Source organism: Campylobacter sp. US53, from assembly GCF_004378995.1.
Taxonomy (GTDB): domain Bacteria; phylum Campylobacterota; class Campylobacteria; order Campylobacterales; family Campylobacteraceae; genus Campylobacter_D; species Campylobacter_D jejuni.
Map to the genome: position 1 here is coordinate 1 of NZ_RYYH01000020.1, position 1102 is coordinate 1102.

Annotated in this window: 1 protein-coding gene; it reads left to right on the top strand. The window is 26.9% G+C overall.

The annotated features are described in order from the left end of the window. The first annotated feature begins 205 nt into the window (after positions 1 to 205). Positions 206 to 961: a basic amino acid ABC transporter substrate-binding protein gene (locus tag ELQ05_RS08105; RefSeq protein WP_052785400.1), complete on the top strand. Its 756-nt coding sequence runs from the start codon at positions 206 to 208 to the stop codon at positions 959 to 961. Positions 962 to 1102: the final 141 nt, after the last annotated feature.

A 1102-nucleotide genomic window follows, 5' to 3' on the forward strand; every position in this document is an offset into this window, starting at 1 on the left:
AACTTAAAAGGGGATTAAATAAAGGATTAAATAGTATAAATATTTGTGTAAGTATTTATATAAGTATTTGGTGGGTTTTTGAAATTTATTATGAATAATATATCAAAGATTGCATACTTTAAACATTGTAAAAAGCAATTAGACTTAATTAAATATAAATTTAAAATAAGTATAATTTTAAAACATTTTATATCAAAGGAAGAAAATGAAAAAAATATTTAGTGTTGTTTTAGTTGCCTTAATCGGCTTATTTTTAAACGCTTGCAATGATTCTAAAAACAAAGAAACAAATGTGAGCATAGAATTAAAGGTTGGAACCACACCAAACTATAAACCTTTTAACTATAAAGAAAACTCAAAACTTACAGGTTTTGATACGGATCTAGTAGAAGAAATCGCTAAAAAAAACGGCATCAAAGTTGTTTGGGTTGAAACCAATTTCGATGGGTTAATACCTGCTTTAAAAGCTGGCAAAATCGATATGATTGCCTCAGCTATGAGTGCAACGGACGAAAGAAGACAGAGTGTTGATTTTACTAAACCTTACTATATAAGTAAAAATCTTTATCTTAAACTAAAAAGTAACAATTTACTTCAAACGAAAAATGATTTAGAAGGTAAAAAAATAGGAGTTCAACTAGGAACCTTACAAGAAAATACTGCAAAAGCTATCAAAAATGCACAAGTGCAAAGCAATAAAGATTTAAACATAGCTGTTTTAGCACTAAAAAACAACAAAATCGATGCTATTGTAGCTGATCAAGATACCGCTAAAGGTTTTTTAGCTGAAAATCCAGAATTGGTAAGCTTCTACCAAGAAACAGATGGCGGAGAAGGCTTTAGTTTTGCTTTTGATAAAAACAAACAAAAAGAATTGGTAAAAATTTTTGACAAAGGTATAGATGAGACAAAAACCAATGGATTTTACAATACTTTGATCAAAAAATATGAACTAGAATAAGCGTGGAAATTCACGCTTATACAGCTTAAATATTTGTTATATTTTGTAAGATAACATTTCATATAAATTTACTCTCATTAAATCAATTTTTTCTATAAAATAAAATTTAAATTCAAACCATATAGTTTTATAATAGTTAGT

Excerpts from the sequence above, each read along its gene's own strand:
- ELQ05_RS08105 (WP_052785400.1), top strand. The coding sequence starts at position 206 with ATGAAAAAAATATTTAGTGTTGTTTTAGTTGCCTTAATCGGCTTATTT.